23 protein-coding genes are annotated in these 23,293 nt (G+C 72.2%); 10 read left to right on the top strand and 13 right to left on the bottom strand.

Annotation, left to right across the window (positions count from 1 at the left end; all coding sequences use genetic code 11):
• Window positions 1-6: 6 nt before the first annotated feature.
• The 7 genes from CCN39_RS28085 to manD form a co-directional block, all read right to left on the bottom strand.
• A complete protein-coding gene (locus tag CCN39_RS28085) occupies window positions 7-1,293 on the bottom strand; it encodes a hypothetical protein (RefSeq protein ID WP_086846920.1) in 1,287 nt (428 codons plus the stop codon).
• A gap of 186 nt (window positions 1,294-1,479) precedes the next feature.
• The gene (locus CCN39_RS28080) at window positions 1,480-2,355 is read right to left on the bottom strand and encodes an LLM class F420-dependent oxidoreductase (protein WP_086846918.1); all 876 of its coding nucleotides are present in this window, start codon (window positions 2,353-2,355) and stop codon (window positions 1,480-1,482) included.
• A 73-nt stretch (window positions 2,356-2,428) separates the two neighbouring features.
• Window positions 2,429-3,397 carry a sugar kinase gene (locus tag CCN39_RS28075; protein ID WP_086846916.1) on the bottom strand — a complete coding sequence of 323 codons (969 nt, stop codon included), beginning with the start codon at window positions 3,395-3,397 and terminating at the stop codon, window positions 2,429-2,431.
• Window positions 3,394-4,383, bottom strand: a complete 990-nt coding sequence (locus CCN39_RS28070) for an L-idonate 5-dehydrogenase (protein ID WP_086846915.1) — start codon at window positions 4,381-4,383, stop codon at window positions 3,394-3,396. The genes CCN39_RS28075 and CCN39_RS28070 overlap by 4 nt, the downstream gene beginning before the upstream one ends.
• Complete coding sequence (locus CCN39_RS28065) at window positions 4,380-5,747, bottom strand: MFS transporter (protein WP_086846913.1); 1,368 nt, start codon at window positions 5,745-5,747, stop codon at window positions 4,380-4,382. The genes CCN39_RS28070 and CCN39_RS28065 overlap by 4 nt, the downstream gene beginning before the upstream one ends.
• 30 nt (window positions 5,748-5,777) lie before the next feature.
• The gene (locus CCN39_RS28060) at window positions 5,778-7,028 is read right to left on the bottom strand and encodes a mannitol dehydrogenase family protein (protein ID WP_086847079.1); all 1,251 of its coding nucleotides are present in this window, start codon (window positions 7,026-7,028) and stop codon (window positions 5,778-5,780) included.
• 5 nt (window positions 7,029-7,033) lie between these two features.
• On the bottom strand, window positions 7,034-8,242 hold the full coding sequence (gene manD, locus CCN39_RS28055; protein WP_086846911.1) for a D-mannonate dehydratase ManD: 1,209 nt from the start codon (window positions 8,240-8,242) through the stop codon (window positions 7,034-7,036).
• Window positions 8,243-8,299: 57 nt separating this feature from the next.
• Here manD and CCN39_RS28050 point away from each other — a divergent pair, with 57 nt between their 5' ends.
• Complete coding sequence (locus tag CCN39_RS28050; protein WP_208630414.1) at window positions 8,300-9,013, top strand: GntR family transcriptional regulator; 714 nt, start codon at window positions 8,300-8,302, stop codon at window positions 9,011-9,013.
• 3 nt (window positions 9,014-9,016) lie between these two features.
• On the opposite strand, the gene CCN39_RS28045 is transcribed toward CCN39_RS28050, so the two are convergent.
• The 4 genes from CCN39_RS28045 to CCN39_RS28030 all read right to left on the bottom strand — a co-directional run bounded on the left by CCN39_RS28045 (window position 9,017) and on the right by CCN39_RS28030 (window position 12,877).
• Complete coding sequence (locus CCN39_RS28045; protein WP_086846907.1) at window positions 9,017-9,385, bottom strand: immunity 8 family protein; 369 nt, start codon at window positions 9,383-9,385, stop codon at window positions 9,017-9,019.
• On the bottom strand, window positions 9,382-10,665 hold the full coding sequence (locus CCN39_RS28040) for an alpha/beta hydrolase (RefSeq protein WP_086846906.1): 1,284 nt from the start codon (window positions 10,663-10,665) through the stop codon (window positions 9,382-9,384). The genes CCN39_RS28045 and CCN39_RS28040 overlap by 4 nt, the downstream gene beginning before the upstream one ends.
• Before the next feature lie 35 nt (window positions 10,666-10,700).
• Entirely contained in the window at window positions 10,701-11,495 is a 795-nt protein-coding gene (locus tag CCN39_RS28035) for a hypothetical protein (protein ID WP_086846904.1), read from the bottom strand.
• Window positions 11,496-11,881: 386 nt separating this feature from the next.
• Complete coding sequence (locus tag CCN39_RS28030) at window positions 11,882-12,877, bottom strand: glycoside hydrolase family 113 protein (protein ID WP_086846902.1); 996 nt, start codon at window positions 12,875-12,877, stop codon at window positions 11,882-11,884.
• 64 nt (window positions 12,878-12,941) lie between these two features.
• Here CCN39_RS28030 and CCN39_RS28025 point away from each other — a divergent pair, with 64 nt between their 5' ends.
• The 4 genes from CCN39_RS28025 to CCN39_RS28010 all read left to right on the top strand — a co-directional run bounded on the left by CCN39_RS28025 (window position 12,942) and on the right by CCN39_RS28010 (window position 18,204).
• Window positions 12,942-13,523 carry a TetR/AcrR family transcriptional regulator gene (locus CCN39_RS28025; protein WP_086846900.1) on the top strand — a complete coding sequence of 194 codons (582 nt, stop codon included), beginning with the start codon at window positions 12,942-12,944 and terminating at the stop codon, window positions 13,521-13,523.
• Entirely contained in the window at window positions 13,520-14,494 is a 975-nt protein-coding gene (locus tag CCN39_RS28020; RefSeq protein ID WP_086846898.1) for a BUD32 family EKC/KEOPS complex subunit, read from the top strand. Before CCN39_RS28025 ends, CCN39_RS28020 begins: the two co-directional genes overlap by 4 nt.
• Window positions 14,495-14,588: 94 nt before the next feature.
• A complete protein-coding gene (locus CCN39_RS28015) occupies window positions 14,589-17,717 on the top strand; it encodes a family 43 glycosylhydrolase (RefSeq protein ID WP_086846896.1) in 3,129 nt (1,042 codons plus the stop codon).
• A gap of 142 nt (window positions 17,718-17,859) precedes the next feature.
• Window positions 17,860-18,204, top strand: a complete 345-nt coding sequence (locus CCN39_RS28010; protein ID WP_086846895.1) for a hypothetical protein — start codon at window positions 17,860-17,862, stop codon at window positions 18,202-18,204.
• Between the two features lie 185 nt (window positions 18,205-18,389).
• On the opposite strand, the gene CCN39_RS28005 is transcribed toward CCN39_RS28010, so the two are convergent.
• Window positions 18,390-19,004 (bottom strand): GTP cyclohydrolase II, encoded by a 615-nt coding sequence (locus CCN39_RS28005; protein WP_086846893.1) that lies wholly within the window; start codon window positions 19,002-19,004, stop codon window positions 18,390-18,392.
• A 78-nt stretch (window positions 19,005-19,082) separates the two neighbouring features.
• Here CCN39_RS28005 and CCN39_RS28000 point away from each other — a divergent pair, with 78 nt between their 5' ends.
• The 4 genes from CCN39_RS28000 (at window position 19,083) to CCN39_RS27985 (ending at window position 22,074) form a co-directional block, all read left to right on the top strand.
• Window positions 19,083-19,556: a MarR family winged helix-turn-helix transcriptional regulator gene (locus CCN39_RS28000; RefSeq protein ID WP_086846891.1), complete on the top strand. Its 474-nt coding sequence runs from the start codon at window positions 19,083-19,085 to the stop codon at window positions 19,554-19,556.
• A gap of 101 nt (window positions 19,557-19,657) precedes the next feature.
• Window positions 19,658-20,248 carry an RNA polymerase sigma factor gene (locus CCN39_RS27995; protein WP_086846889.1) on the top strand — a complete coding sequence of 197 codons (591 nt, stop codon included), beginning with the start codon at window positions 19,658-19,660 and terminating at the stop codon, window positions 20,246-20,248.
• On the top strand, window positions 20,241-21,119 hold the full coding sequence (locus tag CCN39_RS27990) for a CU044_5270 family protein (protein WP_086846887.1): 879 nt from the start codon (window positions 20,241-20,243) through the stop codon (window positions 21,117-21,119). Before CCN39_RS27995 ends, CCN39_RS27990 begins: the two co-directional genes overlap by 8 nt.
• A gap of 67 nt (window positions 21,120-21,186) precedes the next feature.
• Window positions 21,187-22,074 (top strand): S1 family peptidase, encoded by an 888-nt coding sequence (locus CCN39_RS27985; protein WP_244211041.1) that lies wholly within the window; start codon window positions 21,187-21,189, stop codon window positions 22,072-22,074.
• On the opposite strand, the gene CCN39_RS27980 is transcribed toward CCN39_RS27985, so the two are convergent.
• Window positions 22,075-22,710 carry a TetR/AcrR family transcriptional regulator gene (locus CCN39_RS27980; RefSeq protein WP_208630412.1) on the bottom strand — a complete coding sequence of 212 codons (636 nt, stop codon included), beginning with the start codon at window positions 22,708-22,710 and terminating at the stop codon, window positions 22,075-22,077.
• Window positions 22,711-22,806: 96 nt separating this feature from the next.
• Between CCN39_RS27980 and CCN39_RS27975 the strand changes: the two genes are divergently transcribed.
• Window positions 22,807-23,293 (top strand): SRPBCC family protein (locus CCN39_RS27975; RefSeq protein ID WP_086846881.1); only part of this gene is annotated, 487 nt, incomplete at its 3' end.

Here is a 23,293-nt window from a genome sequence, read left to right as displayed (position 1 = left end):
CTGGTCTCACTTCCCGGCGGTGGCAGTCGCGGCCGCGTCCTGGGCTTCGGCTACGCACTTCTCCGCGACCGCGGCGGCCTGCTTCGCCGCGTCGGCCTGGTTCTTGTTCTTGTTCTTGGCCTTCTCCTGGCCATCGTTCCCGGCCGCGGCGCCCTGCTTGTCCTCCGCGGCGGCACCCTGCTGGTCCGCGGCAGCACCCTTCTGGTCCGCAGCGGCGGCTTGGGCGACGCACTCGAGGACGGCCGCACAGTTCTGGTCGGCGGCGGCGTTTTCGGCCGCGTCCTGCTGGCCGGCCATGCCGTTCTCGTGGGCCATACCGTTCTGCTCGGCCATCCCGTTCTGCTCGGCCGCGCCCTTCTGGTCGGCCATGCCGTTCTGCTGCGCCATGCCGTTCTCGTCGGCCATGCCGTTGCCGCCCGCCATGTCCTTCTGCTTGGCGGCACCCTTCTGGTCGGCCATGCCCTGCTGGCCGGCCATGCCGTTCTCGTGGGCCATGCCGTTCTGCTTCGCCGCGCCGTTGCCGTCGGCCATGCCGTTCTGCTCGGCCATGCCGTTCTCGTCGGCGACCCCGGCGGCCTGCGCCACGCACTTCTCGACCACGTCGCACGCCTGAGCGGCCGCGTCGCCCTGGTCGGCCGCGTCCTGCTCGGCGTTCTTCTCGGCCGCCTTGTTCTTCTTGGCCTTGCCGTTGGCGGCGGATCCGTCCTGGGCATCGGCTTCCTGCTCGCCGGCCATCCCTTGCTGGTCCGCCATACCGTTTTCGCCGGCCATACCCTGCTCGCCGGCCATACCTTGCTGATCCGCCATGCCGTTCTCGGCGGCCATGCCGTTCTCGCCCGCCATGCCCTGCTCGGCGGCCTTGTCCTTGGCTTCCTTGCCGTTCTTGCCGTTCTTCGCCTTGCCGTTGCCCTCGGCCTTGCCGTTCGCCTCGGCCTGCTGGTCCACGGCCTCGCCGGCCTGGGCGATCGCCGCGCATTCGGCCGCCACCGCGTTCGCCGCCACCGCGCCGTCGCAGCCGGCCGCCGCTCGGCGTTGCTGGATCTGCTCCACCACCGCCTGGCGGTTGGTGATCCTCGCCGCCGACTGGGCGTCCGGGGCGGCCTGCTGGCCCGCGATGAACGTCAAGTTGTTCTGCAGCGCCGTGTCCAGGCCGCCGCAGCTTTCCGTGGCCGCGTTGCTCGCCGGGCTGCTGAGCGCGATCGCCGTCGCGGTCGCTCCCGCGACTCCCAGCAGCGCGACCAGCCCGATCGTCGCCGGTTTGCGGTGTCGTCCGGTACTGCGCACGTGGGGCATCGAGCCCCTCCTCTCTGGTCGCCACCTCACCAGGGCACACGGCGCTCCATCGAGAATGGTTCACCGGAAAGGAAAAACGACCAGAGAGAGTCCATTGTGGACCAAGAGGGCGCGACAGGCCCGGATCCGGCGGTCCACCGGTCCGGTTCCTGACTACCAGAGCCGGGGTTATCGGGAAGTAAAGGCTCAGCCCAGTCCGGCCAGCTGCGGCACGGCCGGCGCCATGCCTTCGATCCACGCGGCCGGCGAACCGGTCGTCGGCGTGATGATCGCCTGCTGGATCCCGAGCTTCGCGTAGTCCGCCATCGCGCGGACGAACTCGTCGCGGGTTTCCGGTGTCGGACGCGGGTTGTTGGCCAGGACCGTCTTGCGGATCGCGTCGTAGTCGCGGCCGAGGTCGTCGCAGTGGCGGCGCAGCACGTCCAGCTTGTGCGTCACGTCCGCGGGCGACGACGCGAAGAGGTTGCACGCATCGCCGTACTGGGCGACGAGCCGCAGCGTCTTGCGCTCCCCGCCGCCGCCGATGAGCACCTTCGGCCGGCTGATCGGCTGGGGCGCGCAGAGCGTCTCGGCGAGCTGGTAGTGCTGGCCCTCGAACGGGCCGTTGTCAGCGGGGTCCCACATCTGCGCGCAGATCCGCAGCGTCTCCTCCAGCCGCTCGAACCGCTCGGCGACCGGCGGGAACGGCACGCCCATCCCCCGGTGCTCGCGCTCGAACCAGGCCGCGCCGATGCCCAGCGCCGCCCGGCCGCCCGAAAGGACGTCGAGGGTGGTGACGATCTTCGCGAGCAGGCCCGGGTGCCGGTAGGTGACCCCGGTGACGAGCAGGCCGAGCTCGACCCGGGACGTGTGCGCGGCGAGGAAGCCCAGGGTCGTGTAGCCCTCCAGCATGTTCGACTCGGCGGGCAGGCCGGTGGGCTCGATCTGGAAGTAGTGGTCCATGAAGGACAGCCAGGTCGCCCCGGCCTCCTCGGCCGCGGCGCCCACCCGGGCGAGCTCACCGGCGATGGCGGGAGTCCCGCCGTCGATGTCGAAGATGGGGAGGTGGAAACCGAGTTCCATGAAGCGTGCTCCTGACGGTTGGTCGGCGTGACCTCACGCTAGAGGCTGGAGCGCGCTCCAGGTCAAGCCACGGCTACCGCACGACTTCGCGGTCCGCCGCGGCCAGCTCGGCCCGCGTCGGAAGGCCTTCCCAGTCGCCCGGCACCGTGCACACCGCCGTCCCGGCGGCCGTCGCCGTCACCAGGCACTCGCGAACGGACCGGCCGGCGGCCAGTTCGGCCAGGTAGCCGCCGACGAACGCGTCCCCGGCGCCGACCGTGTCGACGACCTCGACCGGCCGGGCCGCGACGTGGACCGGTTCGCCCCGCTGCCGGGCCACGGCCCCGAGCTCGCCCAGCTTGACCACGGCGGTGCCGGGCCCGAGATCGGCCAGTCGGGCCGCCAGGGCGGCTCCCTCGGCCACCGTCGAGTCGTCCGACTCGGGCCAGCGGCCGGTGAGCACCAGTGTCGCTTCCGCCGGGCCGGCGAACACGAGGTCGGCGGCCGCCACGAGCCGCGCCAGTACCGGCGCCGCCGTGGCTTCGGACCACAGGGATCGCCGGTGGTTGACGTCGAACGACACCAGCGTGCCGTGCGTGCGGGCGACGGCGATCGCCCGCTCGACCGCAGACGACGGCCCGGGACCGAGCGCGGGCGTGATGCCGGTCAGGTGCAGGATCGAGGCCGACGCGATCAGCGATTCCTCGACGTCGTCCGGGGACAGCCGGGACGCCGCGCTGTCCCGCCGGTAGTACCGGACCCGCCACGGGCGGCCGCCGCGCAGTTCCTTCAGCATCATCCCGGTCGGCGCGTCGCCGTCGCGCCGCACGACGACGTCGACGCCTTCGCCGCGGATCTCCTTGACCACCATGGCGCCGAGCGCGTCGTCGCCGACCCGGCTGATCCACGTGCAGGGCACGTCGAGCCGCGCCAGCGCGATCGCGACGTTGGACTCCGCGCCGCCGATGCCGACCGCCAGCCCCGTGCCTCCGGTGATCCGGCCGGCCGGTGGGGTGGTCAGCAGGGCCATGGTCTCGCCGAGCGTGACGACCGAGCCCGTCATCGTTCCCCGATCCGCAGCAGGACCTTGCCGGCTCCCCCGGCGGCCGCGGCCAGTGCTTCCGTGGCCCGGTCGAGGCCGAAGGTGTGCGTGATCAACGGCGTGACGTCGAGGCCGTCGCCCAACGCCACCAGCGCGTCGTCGAGCTCGCCGGCGAACCGGTAGGACCCGGTCCAGGTGATCTCGCGGGTGACCAGGTCGCCCAGCTCGGCCGGAGCCGGCCGGCCGGGCAGGTTCCCGACCTGGACGAGCGTGCCGCCGCGCGCGGTCGCCCGGAGCACCCCGCCCAGCGCGGCCGGGACTCCCGAGGCTTCGAAGACGATCTCGATGTCGTCCGGGAGCCGGTCCCCCGCGCCGAGGTCGCGCACCTCGTCGGCGCCCATGGCCCGCGCGATGTCCAGGGGCACCGAGGCGATGTCCGCCGCGACGACCGTGCGGGCGCCCCGGTGCTTCGCGGCCGCCACGACCAGCGCGCCGATCGGCCCGGCGCCGTTGACCAGGACCTCCCGGCCGCGCAGGTCGCCGGCGCGGTGGACGGCGTGCAGGGCGACCGCGAGGGGTTCGGCCAGCGCGCCTTCGCGCGTCCCGACCCCGTCCGGCAGGGCCCGGACCTGGCCGGCCGGGACCACCTTGTACTCGCAGAACCCGCCGTCGGTGTGCGGGTCGAAGGCCGCCGACCCGAAGTAGCGGACCTGCCGGTGCAGGTTGGTCCGCCCGGCGAGCCGCTCCGGCAGCGGCTCGTCGCCGACGACCTGCGCGGGGTGGACCGTGACCGGCCGGCCGTCGACGCGCCCGGCGACCTCGTGACCCAGGACCAGCGGGTGCCTGAGCGTCGCCGTCCCGGACGCGCCGTGGCGCCAGTAGGCCAGGTCGGAGCCGCAGATCCCGCCCCACTCGACGGCGAGCAGCACCTCGCCCGGGCCGGGCACCGGGTCCGGGACGTCGTCGACGCGCACGTCCCCCGCACCGTGGACGATCACCGCCTTCACGCCGCGTCCTCCAGCCGGACCAGGTCGCGGCCGCGCATCTCCGGCGACAGGATCGTCGCCACCAGCGTGATCAGCGAGTACCCGACGAGCATCGCCGCGACCGGCCACCAGTGCCCGGTCGCCGCGGTGAGCGTCGCCGCGACCACCGGGCCGATCGCGGTGGCCAGGATGCCGCCGATCTCCTTGGCCAGCGCGAGCTGCGTGAACCGGGTGCGGGCGCCGAACAGCTCCGCCATCGCCACGCTCTCCAGCGAGAACAGGCCGAGCACGCCGACGTTGAGCGCGATGATCATGCCGACTTCCAGCGCGAGGGTGGTGCCGCTGGTGATGAGGAACATCAGCGGGAACGCGAGAACGGCGGTCAGCAGCGTCAGCGCGATGTAGACCGGGCGGCGGCCGAAGCGGTCGCCGAGCATGCCGACCAGCGGGACGGTCAGGAACCCGAGCAGCGACCCGTAGACGATCGCGGTGGTCGGCACGGACTTGCTGACCGCCAAGGTCGTCGCGACGAAGCCGACGAGGAACGTCTGCACGACGCCGGAGTTGCCCGCCTGCCCGAACCGCAGGCCCAGCGCGAGGAAGAACGCCTTCCCCTTGCGCTGGCGCAGGCCCGTCTCCAGCACGCCCTGGTCCGCCAGCTCGGCGCGGGACAGCGCGACGCCGGCCACGACGTCCGGCCGCTCCTCGAACACCGGGCTTTCCTTGAGGTTGCGCCGCAGCCAGACGGCGAAGACCATCAGCACGAAGCTGAGCAGGAACGGCAGCCGCCAGCCCCAGGACAGCAGCTGCTCGTCCGACAGCACGCCGATCAGCAGCGCCCACAGCGCGGACGCGGCGAGCGTGCCGGAGTTGGTGCCCAGCGAAACCAGCGAGGCGATCAGGCCGCGGCGGCGCACCGGCGCGTACTCGGCGAGCATCACGGTGGCGCCCGCGATCTCCGCGCCCGCCCCGAAGCCCTGGATCAGCCGCAGCGCGACGAGCAGGATCGGGGCCAGGAGGCCGACGGCCTGGTACGTCGGCAGCGCGCCGATCAACGTCGTCGACACGCCCATCAGCGCGATGGTGATGAAGAGGACCTTCTTGCGGCCCAGGCGATCACCCATCCGTCCGAAGTAGACGGCCCCGGCGAGGCGGGCGACGTACCCGACGCCGTAGGTCGCCATCGCCGCGATCAGGCCGATGGCCGGGCTGACGTCGGGGAAGAAGATCTTGTTGAAGACGATGGCCGCGGCGAGGGAGTACAGCTGGAAGTCCATGAACTCCATGGCCGTGCCCAGCCAGCCGGACACCGCGGCCCGGACCAGGTCGCGGGTGGTGCGGTTCTGCTGGGGTTGCACGGCCACCGCCGGTGGGTTGTCCGTCATCACTGTGCTCCGTTGCTCGTGATCAGGGGGTCAGACTTCGATGCGCCCGGCCCGCAGGGCGGGCAGGTGGCGGGCGACCGATTTCGGGAGGGTGCCGTCCTCGGGGGCGCCGACCAGGTGCAGCAACCGCCGGACGGCTTCGACGTCGTCCGGCGCGGACCAGCAGGCGGCCAGTTCCCCGGCCAGGGGGTCGGTCATGCCGGTCTCGGCGTCCGGTTCGGTGGCGCGCGCCCAGCCGGCGAGAGCGAGTTCCAGCAGGGGGGTGCTGCCGGGGTCGCGGAGGGTGCCGAACCACCGTTCGGGCAGTTTCAGCGAACCGTCCGAGCCGATCTGGCTCAGCCGGTGCCGGATGTCCGGGTTGCGGAACCGGTCGACGAGCTGCTCGACGTACGGCCCGTGGTCGCCGGGCAGGGCCGCACTCGCCTCGGCACCGAAGCAGCGGACGAACCGCTCGCCCCACTCGCTTTCCAGAACATCGGCGACCGTCTCGTACCCGGCGGCGGACCCGAGGTAGGCCAGCGCCGAGTGCGTTCCGTTGAGCAGCCGCAGTTTCTGCTGTTCGAACGGTGTCACGTCGGGGACGAACCGGGCGCCGTCCCACGGCGGGGTTCCGGCGGCGAACGCGTCTTCGAGGACCCACTGGCGGTACGGCTCGGCGAACACCGGCACGGCGTCGTCGAGGCCGAGCGCTTCGGCGGCTCGCGCGCGGTGTTCCGGGGTCGTGGCCGGGACGATCCGGTCGACCACGGTGGAGGGGAACGCCACCGACTCCGCCAGCCAGGCCAGCTCCCGGTCGCGGCCGGGCCCGGTCACGGACTCGCGAACGGCGCGCTCCAGCACGCGGCCGTTGCCGGTCATGTTGTCGCAGGAGACGACGCTGATCGGCGCGCCGCCGCGTCGGAACCGGCCGGCGAGGCCCGCGGCGAGGGCGCCGATGACCGGGCCGCCGCGGTAGCCCTTCTCCGTGATGGTGAGGGTCACGACCGTGACCTCCGGTGACGCGAGCAGCTCGCCGACGCGGGCGGCGTCCGAGCCCAGGTGCAGCGCCTCGACGATCGACCCGACCACGCGGGTCGCCGGGTCGGTCACCGAGTAGAGGCAGTCCTGGGCGCGCAGCGCGGTGACGACGTCGGTGGAGCGCGGGGCCACCGCCGCGATGCCCCACGGCGCCTCGGTGTACACGGCCTGGTGGGCACGGTGGAAGGCACCGAGTCCGAAGTGGACGATCTGGGGCCGTGCCGCCCGCGGAAGGTCCGCAGTGGACGAGCTGAGTCGCTTCATCGCCGTCACCAGTCGTGGACGGAGCCGTCGAGGCGGCGCGCGACGGGCAGGTACCGGGGGTCGTAGGGGAACTTCTCCGCGACCTCGTCGTCGTACTCGACCCCCAGCCCGGGCTCTTCGGACGGCAGCAGCATGCCGTCGGCGTACGTGGGGCCGCCGTGGAAGACCTCGGCGGTCTCGTCGGCGAAGCCCATGTACTCCTGGATCCCGAAGTTCGGCACGGAGATGTCGACGTGCACCGCCGCGGCGAGCGTCACCGGCGAGAGGTCGGTGGCGCCGTGCGAACCGGTCCGCACCTGGTAGAGCGCGGCGAGGTCGAAGATGCGGCGCAGGTGGCTGATGCCGCCGGCGTGCACGACGGTGGTGCGCACGTAGTCGATGAGCTGCTCGGTGATGAGGTGCTGGACGTCCCAGATCGAGGTGAGCGCCTCGCCGACGGCGATCGGCGTGGTCGTGTGGCTGCGGATCAGCCGGAAGGCCTCCTGGTTCTCCGCCGGTGTCGGGTCTTCCATCCAGAACAGGCGGCAGTCCTCGACGCTCTTGCCGAACCGGGCGGCCTCGATCGGGCTGAGCCGGTGGTGGACGTCGTGCAGCAGGTGGAAGCCGAAGCCGAAGCGCTCGCGGACTTCGCGCAGGTACGTCGGCGCGAAGTCGAGGTAGGCCTCGGTGCTCCACGGCTGTTCGTCGGGCAGCGCGGTCGCGGCCGGTTCGTAGACCTTGCCGTGCCGGACGCCGTAGCTGCCCGCGACGCCGGGCACCGCGGCCTGGGCGCGGATCGCGCGGTAGCCGAGGTCGCGGAAGCGGGCGACGTCGTCGAGCAGCGCCGGGACGTCTTCGCCGCTGGCGTGGGAGTAGACCAGCACGCCGTCGCGGGCGCGGCCGCCGAGCAGCTGGTAGACCGGCAGGCCGGCGACCTTGCCCTTGATGTCCCACAGCGCGGTGTCGACGGCGGCGATCGCGGTCATCGTCACCGGCCCGCGCCGCCAGTACGCGCCCTTGTACAGGTACTGCCAGGTGTCCTCGATGCGCGCGGGGTCGCGGCCGATCAGCAGCGGGACGAGGTGGTCGCGCAGGTAGCTCGCGACGGCGAGCTCACGGCCGTTGAGCGTCGCGTCCCCGAGCCCGGTCACCCCGTCGGACGTCGTGATCCGCAGCGTCACGTAGTTGCGGCCCGGCGAGGCGACCAGCACCTCGGCGCGTTCGATCCTGCTCACGGCACCTCCTGTTCATCAGTACTTGTATACAAGTTGCTGTCGGCTAGGATGTCAAGGGTGAGCGAGCGGAACAAACGCGGGACGAACCGGCGCGCGGTGTACGAGACGCTGCGGCGCAAGGTGCTGACACTGGAGCTGCCGCCCGGCGCCGCACTGTCGGAGAACGAGCTGGCGGCGAGCCTCGGCGTGAGCCGGACCCCGGTGCGCGAGGGCCTGATCCTGCTGTCGGACGAGGGCCTGGTGCAGGTCTTCCCGCAGATCGGCTCGTTCGTCTCCCGAGTCGACCCCCAGCGCGTCGCGGACGCGCAGTTCCTCCGCGAAGCCGTGGAACTGGCGGCCCTCGACGACCTGCCGGCCGCCCTGGACGACGCCGTGGTCGAGGACCTGCTGGACAACCTCGCGCGACAGCAGCACCCGGACATCGGGCTCGAGGAGTTCTTCGCCTTGGACGAGGCGTTCCACCACGGCCTGCTGAAGCTGAGCGGGCACGGCAACGCGTGGACGACGGTGGCGTCGGCGAAGGGCCACCTGGACCGGGCCCGCCGGCTGGGCCTCTACGACGCCCAGTCCCCGGCGGAGTTCGCGACCCAGCACGTGGAGATCTTCGACGCGGTCCGCACGGGCGACGTCGCGGTGGCCCGCGCGGCGATGCGCCGCCACCTGCGCGCGGTGTTCGAGGACGTGGAGCGGATCCGGGAGCAGTCGCCGGAGCTGTTCAGCACGGACCCGACGTCGGTGCCCACGCGGCGCAACGTCGTCGTCTGGGAGTGAGGCTCAGGGCCGGTAGTCCTCGAACTCCCAGTGCCCGTACCGGCTCAGCTTCGCGGCGACCTCGGCCCAGTCCGCGCCGGTGCAGCGGGCGACCAGGTCTTCGAAGTACGCGACCAGCGCGGGCCAGTCGAACCGCCCGACGATCACGTGGTGACGGCCGGACACCGGCCCGCCGCGGGCCTGCTCGGCCAGCCACCCCGGGCTGCAGACCTCGAAGTCGAACGACTCCTCACCGGGCTCTCCGGCAGGCCCGGCGATCAGCTGGACCAGGAACATGAACCGCTCGGGGTCTTCCGGGACGTAGGTCTCCGGCTCGATGTCCGGGGTGAGCAGGTACCGGATCTCGGCTCGGGCGGAGGCGTCCGTCGTCATGGTGTCAGTGTGCCCGTGGCCGTCGCCAGGAACCGCGCCACCTCGGCCGGGTCGCCGCCGCCGGTCGTCACCGCCACGCCCGCCGCGCGCAGGTGGTCCGCGAACTCGGCCGACCGGCGGCCGCCGGCGATCAGGAACGGCGGGGCGCCCGTGCCCGGGTACGTCAGCGGGCTCGCCTCGCGCAGCGTTGCCGGCGACCGGCCCAGTGCCACCAGCACCGACGCGCGGGTGAGCGGGTCCAGGCCCGCGAGGTCGAAGGCGGCCGGGGCCTCGATCGCCGCCACCGCGCGGACTTGCGGCGGCCCGGCCACCCCGAGCAGTGACGCCAGCGTTCCGCCCGCGCCCGTCCCCACCGCCGTGATCCGGGCCGGGTCGATGCCCAGCTCGGCCGCGTTGGCGCGGAGGAACCGGACGGCGCAACGGGCGTCGTCCAGGGGTGCCGGCCAGCGCGCGGCGGGCGCGAGGCGGTAGTCGATCGAGGCGACCGCGAATCCGCGCGCGGTCAGTGCGTCGCGCAACGGCACGAGCCGCGACCCCGCCAGCAGCGCGCCCGGCCCGGACGGCCTGCGGTTGCCCGCGATCAGGCCGCCGCCGTGCAGGAACAGCGCCACCGGGGCGCCGCGGGCGGCCGGGCGCGTGAGGTCCATGGCGAGCGGGATCCCGCCCGCGCGGCAGTATTCGACGGTGCTGCCGTCGAGCAGGGTCGACGCGGCGGGGCTCGCGATGCGGTCGCCGGCCGCGATCGTGCCCGCGGCCCCGGCCGCGAGCACCAGCAGCAGCACCGGGAACAGCACGATCCACGCCGCCACCCGCCGCGGCGCCGACGGCCGCGGGTGCGCTCCCCGCCGCGCCACGACCAGGAACCCGAGGATGGCGATGACCTGCAGCGCGGCCGCGACGTAGTCGGTGAAGCCGACGACGGTGTCCGCGGGCTGCCACGGATCGAGCCGGGTCAGCAGCCCGAGCGGCCGGCTCGCCACCCACAGCGCGAGGCCGGCGGCCGAGGTGACCGCGCCGGCGTGGGCGGTCTTGCGCGTCGGCCACCCGAACACGGCGACGAAGGCGATGAACCCGACCGCGGCGACCAGGGCGAACAACATCGCGTAGAACTGCCAGACCCGCCACAGGCCCGCCACCGAAGCGGCCGGGATCAACGCGCCGCCCAGGGCCGCGAACGCGGCCGTGACCAGCACCGGACCCCGTCTGAGCGGGGGCGGTCCGACGTAGCGCGCGGCCGCCGACGGGTGGTGTGTGCCCGGGTACCCGTCGACGACCCTCATGCCGCCAGTGTCACCCTGGTCGCGCGAACGCGCACCTACTTGCGGGCCGCCGTGTAGTTCCGGAACAGCAGGTAGGTGTCGAGGATGTCGGACGACGCGCTCTGGACCGACCGGTAGATCCCCCACTTCGGGCGGACGTAGTCGCCCTGGTCGGGGAGGTTCACATTGCTCATGCTGCCCTGCGCGGCGACCGGCGCGCCGGACCCCGTGCCGTTGCGGATGACGCAGGCCGCCTTGCCCTTCGAGCCCGGTGTGAACGTCCACTCGATGGTGATCCACTTGTTCCGCAGCGGCGCCAGATCGGTGGCCGCGATGCTCGGCGAACCCGAGTTGGCGTACGCGCGGGCGTTGAGCATTTCCTTGCCGCCGCTGCGGGTCAGGTCGAGCGTCACCCACGGGCCGCCGTTGGTCGACGGCGTCTTCGTCTGGAAGATGTGGGTGAACTTGCTGGTGCCGTGCAGGGAGGCGGGGATGTACATCTCGTAGGAGAGGGTCCACGTCTCGCCGTTGTGCATCTTCAGCGTGGTGCCGTTCTGCACCATGCCCTTCGACTCGGTGCGCTGGCGGTCGCCGCCGCCGGTCGTGTCGCGGTCGTCCTTCCAGATGTTGAACCGGTAGTGGTCGCCTTCGACGACGACGTACTTGCGGTCGGGGTGGTGGTTGCCGCGGTCGGCCTCGATGCCCTCGAAGGCCTTCAGGCCGTCGGTGGCGGGGTCCGGGTGCCACAGCGGGGCCGCGTGGGCGGGGACGGCCGCGCCCAGCACGATCGGAACGGCGAGAGCGGAGACGGCGAGCGAGCGCAGCGCCGTCCGGCGGGGGAATTCCGGCATCGTCGGTGTGTCCTTCCTGACGAGCAGTTCGGCAGGGGTGCACATCGGTCGGCGGACGGACCCGGCAAACCGGGCTGGACATCCGATGTCTTGCGCTATGAAGCTAGAAGAGACAGCGCTTTCTGTCAACGCCACCCCAGTTACCGCCCGGGTTCGCCAAGAATTCATCGGACGGGCCAAGGTGCTCTTCCCGGGACCACCGGCTCGGGCCGCGACTGGCCCGGCCGAGCGGGAGGGTCGCGAACTACGGACACCGGGCGATCGACCCGGACCTGCCTGGCCGCAGGGCGCCGGATGACCCCGCCGCGTCCCCGCCCGGCTGCCGGGCACCACCGCACGGCGACGAGCAGCCCGAAACCGGCGGCCGCGACGGTGGAGTTCCCGGCTCAGGCGTAGCACTCCGCCAGCGCGCCGAACGCGGCCTTCGGCTCCCACGGCACGTCCGGGTACGTCTCCCCCGCACCCTCTTCGAGCACCTTCACCACGCCCCAGCTCGCCATGTCGAGGTCGGTGCGCGGATCGGCGCGGTGCACCAGCCCGTAGCACACGAAAGTGCAGGCGAACGCCGCGTCGACGCCCTCCGCCGTGAAGACCTCCAGCAGTTCGCGCAGGTAGCGGGCCTGCTCCTGTTCGTCCCGGACGTAGTCGCCCTTCAGCCGGACCGGGAGGTCGTCCTCGTACTCGAGGATTTCGCCGCAGCGGGCGCCGAGATCGGCCGCTCCGCGGTAGGGCGTCACGCCGAACTCCGTGATCGCCACCGGTTTGCCCGCCGCGACCAGGTTCCGGACGCCTTCGCGGTAGAGGTGCTCGACCTCCTTCGAGCGGTGCGCGTCCACCGAGACGATGTCGAACGGTGCCCAGTCGACGCGCTCCAGCGGAATCGCCGCGTACGTGACACGGCCGCCGAACCGGGCGCGGACCACTTCGGCGGCGCGGGCCAGGAACGCGTTGATCCGCTCCGGCAGCCCGGCCAGGAGTTCCCGCGACGCCAGGAGGTTCTCCAGCCGCTCGGTGATGCTGCCACCCGGCAGGAAGCCGGCGCAGAACAGGCTCAGCTCGGCGCCGGTGACGAACACGATCTCGGCGCCCGCCTCGCGGAGGCGTTCGGCCCGCTCGGCGCCGTCGGCGAAGAGGTCCAGGAGCTCCTCCGGGCCGCGGTCCCACGGGAACGGCGAGAACCACATCTCCAGCCCGAGCGCGGCCGCCTCGCGGGCGGCGGATTCGATCCGGTCGAGGTCCGTGCCGATCAGCCGCACCGCCGTGCAGTGCAGGTCGTCGCGGATGATCGTCAGCTCGCGCCGCACCAGGCCCGGGTCGAACGGGCGGTTGACGCGCCCGCCGACCTCGAACCCGGTGTCGTAGCCGATCCCCTTGGCTCGCATGTCGTCCTCCCAGTGGATTTAAGGTACGGTCCGTACCGTACCGCATCGTCGCTAGGATGGGCCCGTGGCGACACCGAAGACCCGGCGCCGGGGCACCGAGCTGGAAGAGGCGATCCTGCGCGCGGCGGCCGCCGAGCTCGCCGAGGCCGGCTACCCCGGATTGACCGTGGAAGGCGTCGCCCGGCGCGCCGGCACCAACAAGAACGCGATCTACCGGCGCTGGCCGAACCGCGCCGCGCTCGGCGTCGCCGCCTACCGCCACCTCGCCGAGGACACGGTGCAGCCGCCCGGCACCGGCGACCTCCGCGAAGACGCGCTGACGCTGCTGCGGGCGATCAACTGCGGCCAGTCCTCGCCCGCCGCGCGCGCCCTCCGCAGCCTCCTCACCGGTGTGGGCGACGAGCCCGAGCTCCGGGAGCAGCTGCACGAGCAGGCCGCTTCCGGCGGAACCGAAGCCTGGCTGACCATCGTCGGCCAGGCGGTGGACCGCGGCGAGGCCCGGCCGGACGCCCTGAACCCGCGCGTCGCCACGGTGGCGCTCGTGTTGCTGCGCAACGAATACCTCACGCACGGACTGACCACAGTGGACGACGACGTCCTGGTCGGCATCGTCGACGAGGTCTACCTGCCGCTGGTGCGCGCATGACCGACCGGCGCACGCGCCACGAGAAGATCGCCGCCGCCCTGACCGAAGCCGGCGACGACCTCCTGGCCACCGCACGTCCGCTCGGCACCGGCATCGGCGGGTCGTCCTGGCTGCTGGAGGTGGCCGGCGAGCCCGTCTTCGTCAAGCGGATCCCGCTCACCGCCGTCGAACTGGCGAACCCGCACTCGACGGCCGACCTCTACGGGCTGCCGCCGTGGTCGCACTACGGCGTCGGGTCCGCGGGCGGCGGAGCCTGGCGCGAACTGGCAGCGCACCGCATGACGACCGCCTGGGTCCTCGGCGGCGAGTGCGCGAACTTCCCGCTCCTGCACCACTGGCGGCTCCGGCCCGGACTGCCCCGCCCGTCCGCCGACATCGAGGCCGACGTCGCGTTCTGGCACGGCGACGCCGGCGTGCGACGGCGGTTGGAAGCGCTTGCCGGCGCCACCACCGACCTCGTGCTGTTCCTGGAGTACCTGCCGCACAGCCTCGCCGAGTGGCCGGGGAACGACCTGCCGCTCGAGGAAGACCTGCGGCACATCACCGAATTCCTGGCCGCCCGGGGTGTCCAGCACTTCGACGCGCACTTCGCCAACATCGTCACCGACGGCGAGCGGCTGTACCTCACGGACTTCGGCCTCACCGTGGCCGCGGGATTCGACCTCGCGGACGCCGAAGCGGAGTTCCTGGCCGAGCACGACGGCCACGACCGGGCGTATGTCCTGACCCACCTGGTCAACCGGCACGTCCGCGGCCTGCGCGCGTGGCCGGATGCCCGCACCCGCAACGACTTCGTCCGCGCCTGCGCCGCCGGAGAAGTGCCGGACCAGGCACCGGTGCTCCGCCGGTACGCCCCGCTGGCCGCCGTCGTCAACGACTTCTACTTCGCCCTCCACACCGAGAGCCGGAAGACGCCGTATCCGCGGGAAGCGATCGCCGAGCGGCTGGCCCGCCATCCGTCCGGCTCTTGACCACCGGACCACGTCGACCTAAAGTCAGCGTACCCGAATCATGTTAACGTTAACATGCGCAGGTCCCCGACGTGCCCCGAAGGAACCGACAACGATGAAGTTGTTCTCCCCGCGCCGTTTCGGCGTCGTGCTGGCCGTCGCGGCCGCACTCGTCCCCCTCGGCAGCGCCGGTGCCGGTGCGGCGCCGTCCGCCGACACCGATACCGGTCTCCGCGCCGCCGCGAGCACGCTGTCCGTCCCCGACATCGACGACGTCCGCGGCAACCTCACGCTGCCGGCGAGCGGCCCGGACGGCACGAGCGTCACCTGGACGTCGTCCGCGCCGTCGGTGATCACCCCGACCGGTGAGGTCACCCGGCCGCCGACCGGCGCGGCCGCCGCGAAGGTCGTCCTGACCGCGAAGCTGAGCCTCGGCCGCGAGAGCACCACGCGGCGGTTCACCGCCACCGTGGTCCCCAAGCCCGCCCAGGAACCCCTGGCCGGCTACAGCTTCTTCTACTTCACCGGTGAAGGCACCTCCAACGGCGAGCAGATCTACTCGGCGCTCAGCAAGGGCAACGACCCGCTGAACTGGAGCGAGCTCAACAACGGCCAGCCGGTGCTCAAGTCGAGCCTCGGCGAACTGGGCGTGCGCGACCCGTTCATCCTGCGCTCCCCCGACGGCGACAAGTTCTACCTGCTGGCCACCGACCTGCGGATCTACGCCGGCCGCGGCTGGGACGCCGCCCAGCGCACCGGCAGCCGGTCGATCATGGTCTGGGAGTCGACCGACCTCGCGCACTGGTCGCGCCAGCGCAGTGTCCAGGTGTCACCGCCGACCGCGGGCAACACGTGGGCCCCGGAAGCCTTCTGGGACGCCAAGCGCGGCACGTATGTCGTCTACTGGGCCTCGAAGCTGTACGCGGAGAACGACCCGAACCACCTCGGCGACAGCTACAACCGGATGATGTACGCGACCACGCGCGACTTCCGCACCTTCAGCGCGCCGCAGGTGTGGATCGACCCGGGCTACTCGGTGATCGACTCGACGGTCATCAAGAACCAGGACACCTACTACCGGTTCACCAAGGACGAGCGCAACAACACCTCGTCCACCCCGTGCAGCAAGTTCATCACCGAGGAGAAGGCCACCGACCTGCTCGACCCGCACTACGGCTTCGTCGCCGACTGCATCGGCAAGGCCACCGCGACCAGCCCGGGCCTGTCGGCGGGTGAGGGGCCGACGGGGTTCAAGTCCAACACCGAGAACAAGTGGTACCTGTTCATCGACGAGTTCGGCGGCCGCGGGTACGTCCCGTTCGAGACCACCGACCTGAACTCGGGCAAGTGGACGATGTCGACCGGCGCGCACCTGCCCGCGTCGCCGCGGCACGGCACCGTCCTGCCGGTCACCCAAGCCGAGATGAACCGCCTGAGCGCTCCCCCGGCGCCGGTCAAGGCCGACGCCAAGGGCCTGGTCGCGCACTGGCCGCTCGACGCGAAGTCGGGCACGGTCGCGACCGACTCCACCGGCCACGGCTACGACGGCGCGCTCGCCGGCGACGTCAGCTGGCGTGACGGCGCGCTGGCCTTCGGCGGCAAGAACGGGCACGTCCAGCTGCCGAACAACCTGCTCACCGGCGCCGCCGCGGCCACCGTGTCGGCCGACGTCCTGGTGGATCCGAACCAGCAGACGCCGTACTTCCTGTGGGGCCTGGGCAACACGGCCAAGGACGGCACCGGCAACGGCTACCTGTTCACCACCGGCGGCACCGCGAGCGGCGGCTTCCGCGGCGCCGTCGCGACCGGCAACTGGACGACCGAACAGGCGGCCGACTCCGGCGGCGGGCTGCCGCGCGGGGTGTGGAAGAACGTGACGCTCACGGTCGGCAACGGCGTCGAGGTGCTGTACCTGGACGGCGTCGAGGTGGGCCGCAACGCCAATGCCACCATCAAGCCGTCGGACCTCGGCGGTGGCGTCACGGCGGCGAACTACCTCGGCCGCTCGGTGTACGCGGGCGACAAGACCCTGACCGGCAAGATGAAGGACGTGCGGCTCTACAACCGGGCGCTGTCCGGGCTCGAGGTCGCCACGCTCCCGTCGAACAGCACCGCGATCCGCTCGGTCCAGCTCGACGCGCTCAAGACCCCGGCCGTCATCGACGCCGGCGCCGGGACGGTCGTGCTGCCGGTCAAGCCGGGCACCGACCTGCGCCGGCTCGCGCCGAAGTTCGGCCTGGCGCCGGGGGCGACCGTCAAGCCGGTCAACCTCAGCTCGCCGAAGCAGTTCACCGTGACCGGCGCCGGCGGCGACCGTCGCGTGTGGACGGTCGAGGCGCACGAGGTGCGCAGCCCCGTGCTCCCCGGGTACCACGCCGACCCGAACATCGTCGCGTTCGGCGACACGTACTACCTCTACCCGACCACCGACGGCTTCGACGGCTGGAGCGGGACGAAGTTCTCGGCGTGGTCGTCGAAGAACCTCGTCGACTGGAAGGACGAGGGCGTCATCCTCGACCTCGGCAAGGACGTCAGCTGGGCCGACAAGAACGCCTGGGCGCCGACGATCGCGAAGCGCGGCGGGAAGTACTACTTCTACTTCTGCGCCGAGGCCAAGATCGGTGTCGCGGTGAGCGACTCCCCGACCGGCCCGTTCGTCGACTCCGGCAAGCCGCTGATCGCGAAGAACCCCGACGGCGGCCAGGCCATCGACCCGGCGGTGTTCATCGACCACAGCGGGAAGCCGTACCTGTACTGGGGCAACGGCAACGCCTACGTCGTCCCGCTGAACGACGACATGGTGTCCTACGACCCGGCGAAGATCACGCGCCTGACCGGCCTGACCGACTTCCGCGAGGGCCTGTTCATGGTGGAGCGCAAGGGCACGTACTACCTCAGCTGGTCGATCGACGACACCCGCAGCCCGGACTACCACGTCGGCTACGCCACCGCACCGAGCCCCACCGGGCCGTTCACCAACCGCGGCCTGATCCTGAGCAAGGACGCCCACCTGGGTGTCCTCGGCACCGGGCACAGCTCGATGCTGCAGGTCCCGGGCACCGACGACTGGTACCTCGCCTACCACCGCTTCGGCATCCCGGGCGGCGACGGCACCCACCGCGAGACGACGATCGACAAGCTGACGTTCCGCCGCGACGGCACGATCGCCCCGGTCGTCCCGACGCTGGAAAGCGTGCGGCCGCAGCGGATCCCGTGGCACTGCGGGGCGGTCCGGGCCGGCTGACTCCGGGTGGGCCACTCGTCCGGGTGGCCCACCCGATGCGGTGAGACGGAGATCACGAGCGACAGCGTTTACCCCCGCTTGGCCGGGGTAAACATCCGCCGTTCGGGTTGCTCCAGCTGCTTTCCGCCTCAGGAGTCGTTTGATGACCAGCGTCCTGGCCGACAACCTCGGGAACTCGCGTCCGGTGCCCCGGCCGCGCCCGCGTCCGGTCACGTCCGACACGCTCGCGGAGCTCGGCCGCCTCGCCGCGCTGGCCGAGCTCGCCCGGCGTTCCTCGCCGTCGCTGATGCACCACGCGATCCTCGCCGGCACCTCCCCCGCCACCGTGGCGGCGGCCGCGAAGATCGACGTCGCCGAAGCACACATCCGCTGGCACGAATGGGCCGACACGGCGGTCGGCCGCGACGAGTACCTGCGCGTGCACACCGCCTTCGCCGAGGCCGTCGTCGCCCGCCACGAGGCCCTGGAGGAAGAGCTGTGCCCGTGACGACCGAAGAGACGACCCTGGCCGACCTCGCCGCACTCGGCGACGCGGCCACCGAGCTGCTGGCGGAGATCACCGAGCAGCTGGCGACCGTGGCCGCACGGCGCTGAGACGGGCCGGCGCAGGCGACGATCCCAGCGTGGGCCGTCGAGGCGGACCGTGTCGGTCGCGCCGGTGCGGAACCGGCCTCAGCCGGCCAGCTCGGGCAGGGCCAGGGTGTGGTTCGTGTGCCGGACCTTGGCGTCGAGGTACCGCAGGTTGTCCGGGGTCGCGTGGACGCCGGTGGGCACCGTCCCGGCGACCGTGACACCCCGCTCGCGCAGCTGGCGGACCTTGTCGGGGTTGTTGGTGAGCAGGTCGACCTCGGTGACGCCCAGCGCGGCGAGCATCTGGGCCGCGGCAGTGTAGTCGCGGGCGTCCTCGGGCAGGCCCAGCGCGGTGTTCGCCTGGTAGGTGTCGAGCCCCGCGTCCTGCAGGGCGTAGGCGTCCAGCTTGGCGTACAGGCCGATGCCCCGGCCCTCCTGGCGCAGGTAGAGCAGGACACCGCCGGCGCCGTCGATCCGTTCCACCGCCTCGCGCAGCTGCGGCCCGCAGTCGCAGCGGGCCGAGCCGAACACGTCGCCGGTCAGGCACTCCGAGTGCAGGCGGACCAGCGGCCGGACCGGGTCGCCGAACACCAGGGCCAGGTGCTCGGCACCGTCGGCCAAGCCGTCGAAGGTGACGACTTCGGCCGAGGCCGAGTAGCCGTCGGCGAAGCGCAACGGGACCCGCACCCGGGTGCGGACGGTGGCGACGGGCATCATGGCGACTCCGTTCAAATTTGAACCTTGATCGCACCGTACCCCTTGAGTTCGAATTTGAACAACAGGTACCGTTGTGACATGGGTCGTCCGCGGTGGCTGAACGCCGAAGAGAAGCGCGCCTGGAACGCGTTCCTCGGCACCTACGAGCTGCTCAACCGGCGGCTGGACCAGCAGCTCAAGCAGGACTCCGGGATTTCCCACCTCCAGTACGTGATCCTCGCGCGGCTGAGCGCGGCCCCGGACCACGAGCTGCGGATGGCCGAGCTCGCCTGCGCGGTGTCGAACTCCAAGAGCGGGCTCACCTACCAGATCGGCCAGTTGGAGCGGGCCGGCCTGGTGCGCCGCCGCGCGTGCGAGAACGATCCCCGCGCCGTCTACGCCGTGCTCACCGACGAAGGCATGACCCTGCTGGAACAGGCCGCGCCCGGGCACGTCGCCCTGGTCCGCGAGCTGCTGATCGACGTCCTCACGCCGGACCAGCTGCACGCGCTCGCCGACGGCCTCGGTGAGGCGAACCGCCGCATGCTCGCCACCGGAGACCCCTGCTCCTGAGTGACCTGCGTCACTTTCTTCGCTGATCGACGCCGATTCCGGAACCCGTTCCGCGCCGCCCGGGAACAGCCCATGACACTGGCTGGATCGAAAGGCGGGCGATGACCCCGGAAGACACCGATTCCGACGACGACGCGAGCGTGATCGCGCGGTCGCGGCACGAGCCGAGCCTGTTCGCGGTCATCTTCGACCGCCATTCGCGGCACATCCACCGCTACCTCGTCCGGCGGCTCGGACCGACGACCGCCGACGACGTCCTGGCGGACACGTTCCTGATCGCCTTCGACAAGCGGGCGAAGTTCGATCCGGCCCGGTCCGACGCCCGGCCGTGGCTCTACGGCATCGCCACGAACCTCGTTTCGCGGCAGCGGCGGACGGAAGTGCGCGAGCTGAAGCTCCGGCTCGCCGTCGGACCGCCGTCCGCCGACGAAGGGCACGCCGACCGGGTCGCCGACCGGGTCACCGCGCAAGCCCTCGCCACCCGGCTCGACCGGGCACTGGCCGCCCTGCGGCCCCGCGAGCGGGACGTCCTGCTGCTCGTCGCCGCGGAGGGCCTGCCCTACCAGGAAGTCGCCGAGGCACTCGGCATTCCCGTCGGCACCGTCAAATCCCGCCTCAGCCGGGCTCGCGGCCGCGTCCGCGCCGAGCTCGGCGCCTTCGACTTCGTGAAGGAGACCTCGGATCATGGATGACCTGGAGCTGATCCGCGAGCGCGCGGAAACCGTCGGCTTCGCGCCGGCGGAGCACCTCGCCCCGGCCCGCGAGCGGCTGCTGGCCGCCGCGCGCGGCGAACGGCGGCACCGGCCGCGACGCTGGTTCTGGCTCGCCGGCGCCTCGATCGGCCTGGCCGCCGCGATCACCGCCGTCGTCTCGCTGGCCCCGGCCGAGCAGGTCGGTGTCGGACCGGGCGTGGCGCACGCCGACCCGGTCAAGGTGCTGACCGCAGCGGCGAGCACCGCGCTGAAGGAACCGGCCAAGCCGCCCCGCCCGAACCAGTTCCTGTACGTGAAGACCGAGTCCCCCGGCCCCCACGTCCGCGAGGTCTGGTTTTCGGTCGACGGCACCCGCGACGGGCTGATCGGCACCACCAAGATCGGTGGCTGCCGCAACGGCAAAGCGCCGAACTACGGCACGAACGACCCGCGCAAGGAAGGGATGCTCGAGGACTGCGAGCCCAAGCCGGTCTACCGGACGGACCTGCCGACGACCGCCGACGGGATGCTGGCCTACCTCAACGCTCAGCCCGGCGCCCAGAAGGACAACGCCACGGCCATGGGCAAGGACGTCTACGGCCTCGCCCACGAGCAGGTCCTCCCGCCGGCGTCCTACGCGGCGCTGTTCGAGGCGGCGGCGAGGATACCGGGACTGACGGCCCTGGACCACGTCACCGACGGCGCCGGCCGCCCGGGTGTCGGGATCACGTTCCCGGTGCCCCCCGGCTCGAGCCCGAAAGCGAAGCCGATCGTGATGGTCTTCGACGCCACCACGTACCAGTTCCTGGGCACGACCGACAGCGCGGTGACCGTGAAGACCTACGTCGACGAGGTGGGACAGCGCCCCTGACCGGCGCCGACGCAAGTCCCGCCCGGTCCTCGCAACCATTCCGGGCTCCCACCCGTGCATTACAGGTGTGAGGACCTCTTCGGATCGACGACGGCAGTTCCGGGCACGAGCGGTGGCGGTCGCGGTGCTGGCCGGGGCCGGCCTCGCGTTCGCTCACGCCGTCACCGGCGCGACGATCGCCGGCTCCATCCTGGCCGCGGCCGCCGGCGGGCACAGCCTGCCCGACACGGCGGCCGCGGCTCCGGCTTCGGCTCCGGCGCGGGAGCCGGTGACCACGTCGGCGCGGCCGGCACCGAACCCGGTCCTGCCGTTCAACGCGAAGCTGACCTCCGACGACATCCCCGTCCCCGGCGGCGGGGTGCGCAGCGGCGCCTGCAGCGGAGCGCTGGTCGCGCCGCAGTGGATCGTCACCGCCGGGCACTGCTTCCACGACCTGAAGGACGCCCGGATCGGCGGGCGGCCGCCGTACACGATGACCGTCACCGTCGGACGGCTGAAGGACAGCGACCCCGGCGGGTACACGAGCGAGGTCGTCGACGTCCGGCAGTCGCCGGTCAACGACCTCGCGGTGGCCAAGCTCGGCAGCCCGATCGACGACATCGTCCCGGTGCGGCTGGCCACGACCCGGCCGTCGGTCGGCAAGCAGCTCCAGTTCGCCGGCTGGGGTTCCCTCTCGGCGACCGTGCTCGGCCCGTCCGACCACCTCAAACGCGGCCGGTTCACGGTGTCCGGCATCGGCCAGGCGACCCTGGAGGCCCAGCCGGTCGGCCGGCGCACGGTCGAAAACGGCCCGTGCCCCGAGGACTCGGGCGGCCCGTTCTTCGTCTCCGACGACGACCGCACCGGGACGCTGGTGGCCATCGTCAACACCGGGCCGCCGTGCCCCCAGCCCGGGCCCGAGACGATCGCCCGGGTGGACGTCGTGGCGGACTGGATCCGCGAACAGACCGGGTGATCACGGCCGCTCCGGCGGCGCCAGTTCCTCGGTGATCAGCAGGTCCGGGTCGAACTTCATGCCGGCGAAGTGCCCGGCCAGCTCCAGGGAGAGCACGCCGTGCAGGCGGGTCCAGAAGGACAGCGCGCGGTGCAGGACCGGGGCCGGTGCAGGGTGGCCGCCCGCCCACTCCCGGCGGGTCTCGAGGTGGGTGTCGAACGGCGTCGGCGGCTCGTCGCCGCCCTCGTCGGCGCAGGCGTCGATCAGCACGGCCATGACTTCGAACGAGATCGCGGTCGTGTCATCGGGGGCGTGGTAGCCGGGCACGGGGGTGCCGTAGATCAGGAAGTACCGCTGCGGATCGCTGCGTGCCCACGCGCCGATGGTGGCCGCCAGCCCGGGCAGGCCCGCCCCGGCGGCGCGGGCCGCGCGGACGGTGTCGGCGAGGCTGCGGTAGGCGTCGCGGATGAGCGCGGTGATCAGCTCGTCGCGGCTCGCGAAGTACCGGTACAGCGCCGGGCCGCTCATGCCGAGCTGCTTGGCGATCGCGTTGAGCGACAGCGCGGGCACGCCGGCCGCGGCGATCTGCTCCCACGCGTGGCGCTTGATCTCCTCGCGGACCTGGGCTCGATAACGCTCTCGCGGACTCTCGCTCATCACCGTTAGAGGTTATCACTTTTCTTATTGACACTCACGCCAGGTCGATTATAGCTTCTAACCATCACAACAAGCACTAACAACTTGGAGGACAGCATGATCGGCACCCGGCTCCGTCCGGCACTGCTCGCACTTTCGGTCACCGCGGGGCTCACCGGCACCGCCGCCGTCGCCGACGCCACCCCGGTGACGGCCCTCAGCTGCCGCGGCGTGGGCATCGATCCGGCCGCCCGGCTGCACCACCGGACCGAGACGTTCATCGAGGCGCCGGCCGCCGCGGTCTGGAAACTGCACACCGACGTGGCGCGCTGGCCCGCGTGGCAACCGGCCGTCACCAGCGCGAACCGGCTCGACGCGGGCCCGCTGCGCCCGGGTTCGCGGTTCCGCTGGACCACGCCCGCACCGCCCACGCCCACCACCCCGGCGACCACGCTGGTCATCACCTCGACGGTCGGGCAGCTGCAGCCGGGCCGGTGCGTCCGCTGGACCGGCCCGGCGATCGGCGACGGGCTGCGCATCGACCGCGGCGTGCACGTCTGGACGTTCACACCGGTGCGAGGCGGTGTGCTCGTCCGCACCGAAG

The sequence above is a fragment of the Amycolatopsis kentuckyensis genome (genome assembly GCF_002155975.1).
Lineage (GTDB): Bacteria > Actinomycetota > Actinomycetes > Mycobacteriales > Pseudonocardiaceae > Amycolatopsis > Amycolatopsis kentuckyensis.
The sequence above is the reverse complement of the archived record's forward strand: the minus strand, read 5'-3'. Positions and strand labels throughout refer to the sequence as shown.